This window comes from Streptomyces calidiresistens (assembly GCF_014141525.1).
In the GTDB taxonomy this organism is placed as follows: Bacteria; Actinomycetota; Actinomycetes; order Streptomycetales; family Streptomycetaceae; genus Streptomyces; species Streptomyces calidiresistens.
Map to the genome: position 1 here is coordinate 1 of NZ_VKHS01000655.1, position 3,137 is coordinate 3,137.

Annotated in this window: 3 protein-coding genes; all 3 read left to right on the forward strand. The window is 74.7% G+C overall.

Annotated features, from left to right (window positions below; genetic code table 11):
• On the forward strand, window positions 1-1,133 hold a 1,133-nt coding region (locus tag FOE67_RS21045; protein WP_228474127.1), incomplete at its 5' end, for a substrate-binding domain-containing protein.
• On the forward strand, window positions 1,130-1,909 hold the full coding sequence (locus tag FOE67_RS21050) for an ATP-binding cassette domain-containing protein (RefSeq protein ID WP_323385214.1): 780 nt from the start codon (window positions 1,130-1,132) through the stop codon (window positions 1,907-1,909). The genes FOE67_RS21045 and FOE67_RS21050, both read left to right, overlap by 4 nt.
• The gene (locus tag FOE67_RS21055; protein WP_182666410.1) at window positions 1,906-3,132 is read left to right on the forward strand and encodes a sugar ABC transporter permease; all 1,227 of its coding nucleotides are present in this window, start codon (window positions 1,906-1,908) and stop codon (window positions 3,130-3,132) included. Before FOE67_RS21050 ends, FOE67_RS21055 begins: the two co-directional genes overlap by 4 nt.
• Window positions 3,133-3,137: the final 5 nt, after the last annotated feature.

The following is a 3,137-nucleotide window of genomic DNA, read 5'->3' on the forward strand; positions in this document are numbered from 1 at the left end:
GCAGCACCCCCCGCCGATTCCACCGCCGTCCCCGCTCCGCGCCGGCGGTGGCGTCGGCGCTGCTCCTCACGGTCCTCGCGGTCCTCACGGCCTGTGCGCCCGGCACCCCCGGCATCGTCGGGCCGCCCCCCGGCGAACCCTCCGAGGGCACCATCGCCCTGCTGCTCCCCGACGCCAAGACCGCCCGCTACGAGACCTCCGACCGGACCGCCTTCTTCGGCGTCGTCGAACGCCGCTGCCCCACCTGCCGGGTGTACTACGCCAACGCCGATCAGGACGCGGCGCGGCAACAGGAGCAGGCCGAGGCGATGTTCGCCCGCGGGGCCGACGTCCTCGTCCTGGACGCCGTGGACACCGTGGCCGCCGCCGCCATCGTTCGCGAAGCCCGACGTCACGACGTGTCCGTCATCGCCTACGATCGCTTCATCGCGGACGCCGACATCGACCACTACGTCTCGTTCGACAGCGAGCTCATCGGGTACCTCCAGGGGACGGCCCTGGTGGCGGCGGTGCGGGAGCGGGGACCACGCCCGGACGGACGCCCACCCGGCGTCCTCCTCGTCCACGGCTCCCCGACCGACCCCAACGCCGCGCAGCTCGCCGCCGGTGTCCACCGCGCGCTCGAGGGAGAGGACATCGAGGTGCTCGCCGAGTACGACACCCCCGACTGGAGCCCGGACCGGGCCACCGACTGGGTCGAGGGACAGCTGACCCAGTTCGGCGACCGGGTCGACGGTGTCCACGCCGCCAACGACGGCATCGCGGGCGGTGCGATCGCCGCGATGAAGGCCGCCGGTCTCGACCCGGTGCCGCCCGTCACGGGGCAGGACGGCGAGCTCGCCGCCGTGCAGCGCATCGTCTCCGGCGACCAGTACATGACCGTGCACAAGGCGACGACGGAACAGGCCCGGACCGCCGCCGAGCTGGCGGTCCGCCTCCTGCGCGGCGAGTCCCCGCGCACCACCGCCGTCATCGAGGGCGTGCCCAGCCTGCTCCTCGCCCCCCGGGCCGTCGCGGTGGACGACGTGCGGCGCGTCATGGTGGACGGTGGGGTCCACTCCGTGGAGGCCATCTGCACCTCCCCCTACGAGGCGGCGTGCGCCCGGGCGGGCCTGCTGGAGGAGTCCCCGTGAGCACCCCGAGCGCCCGGGGCACCCCGGCCGACCCCATCCTCTCCCTGCGGGGCGTCTCGAAGAACTTCGGCGGCGTCCGCGCCCTGCGCGACATCGACCTGGACGTCCGCCCCCGCGAGGTGCTCGGGGTCGTCGGCGACAACGCCGCCGGCAAGTCCACCCTCGCCGGCGTCATCGCCGGCGTGTACCGGCCGGACGCCGGCCGGATCCTGATCGACGGCCGGCCCGTGGTCCTCGGCTCCCCGGCCGAGGCGCGACGGCTCGGCATCGCCGCGGTCTTCCAGAACCTCGCGCTGTGCGACAACCTCGACGTGGTCGAGAACCTCTTCCTCGCCCACGAACCGACCCGGACCGGCCTCCTCGACGAGGTCGCGATGGAGCGCGAGGCGTGGGACCTCCTCGGACAGCTCGCCACGAACGTGCCCTCGCTCCGGGTCCCGGTGCGGGAGCTGTCCGGCGGGCAGCGGCAGATCGTCGCCGTCGCCCGGGCCCTCCTCGGCTCGCCCCGGGTGGTGGTCCTCGACGAGCCCACCGCCGCCCTCGGCATCCGCCAGACCGCCGAGGTCCTCAACCTCGTCGAACGCCTGCGCGAGCGCGGGCACGCGGTGGTGTTCATCAGCCACCAGGCCGCCGACCTGCAGGCCGTCGCCGACCGCTTCGTCGTGCTGCGGCTGGGCCGGTTCGGGGGCGAGCTGGACGCGGCCGGAACCGGCTACGAGGACCTGCTCGCCGCCATGACCGGGGCCAGCCGCCCCAGCGGCAGGAAGCACCGATGAGCCCGACCTCCGCACCCCCCTTCCTGCGTCCCTTCTCCACCGGCGGCACCGGTACCGCCCGGACCCGTCCGTTCGGCCCCCGGTCCGCCGGCGACGCCGGCCTGCTGCCCGTCATCGGCGCCCTCCTGCTGGTGTGGGCGGTCTTCGGCATCCTCAACCCCGCCTTCCTGTCCGCCGAGAACCTCGTCAGCCTGACCCTGCAGAGCGCCCCCGTCGGGGTGATCGCGCTCGGTGTCGTCCTGGTGCTGATGGTCGGACAGATCGACCTCTCGGTCGGCGCGGTCAGCGGCATCGCCGCGGCCGTGGTGGTCGTCACCACCGTGCTGCTGGAGTGGCCGCTCCCCGTCGGCCTGCTGCTCGCGCTCTCGGTGGGGGTGGTCACCGGCCTCGGCTACGGCGTGCTCACCACCCGCCTCGGCCTGCCCGGTTTCGTGCTGACCCTCGCCGGGCTGCTCGTCCTCACCGGCATCCAGCTCCGCGTCCTGGGTCCGCGCGGCTCGGTCAACCTGCCCTTCGAGTCGGGCCTGGTCCGCTTCGCCCAACAGGGATTCCTCCCCCAGGCGGTGGCCTGGGGGGTGGCCGCGGCGGCGGTGGCCGTGGTCACGGGTCTGCGGGTGGCCGAGCGGATCCGACGGGCCCGGGCCGGACTGCCGCGGATGGGCGTCCCCGGCCTCGTGCTGCGCACGGTCGGCCTCGCCGCCCTGCTCGCAGCGGTCGTGGGCTACCTCGGGACCGCCCGGGGCATCGGCTACCCGGTGGCACTCTTCGTCGCCCTGGTCGTCCTGGTGGACGTGTTGTTGCGACGCACCCGCTGGGGGCGTTCGGTGCGCGCCGTCGGCGGGGACCGCGCCTCGGCGCTGATGGTCGGGGTGGCCGTGCGGCGGATCACCGTCTCCTGCTTCGTCGCCGGTTCCACGCTCGCCGCGCTCGGCGGCATCCTCGCCGCCGGCCGGCTCGCCGCGGCCAACCAGGGCACCGGCGGCGCGGAGACCTACCTCTTCGCCATCGCCGCCGCCGTGATCGGCGGCACCAGCCTCTTCGGGGGACGGGGCAGCGCCTGGTCGGCCCTGCTCGGGGTGCTCGTCCTCACCTCGATCTCCAACGGCCTGACCCTGCTGAACCTGGACACCGCCACCCGCTACATCGTCACGGGCCTGGTCCTGGCCCTCGCCCTCACCGCCGACACCCTCCTGCGCGGGCGCGCCACCCCTTCCCCGCCCTGATCTTC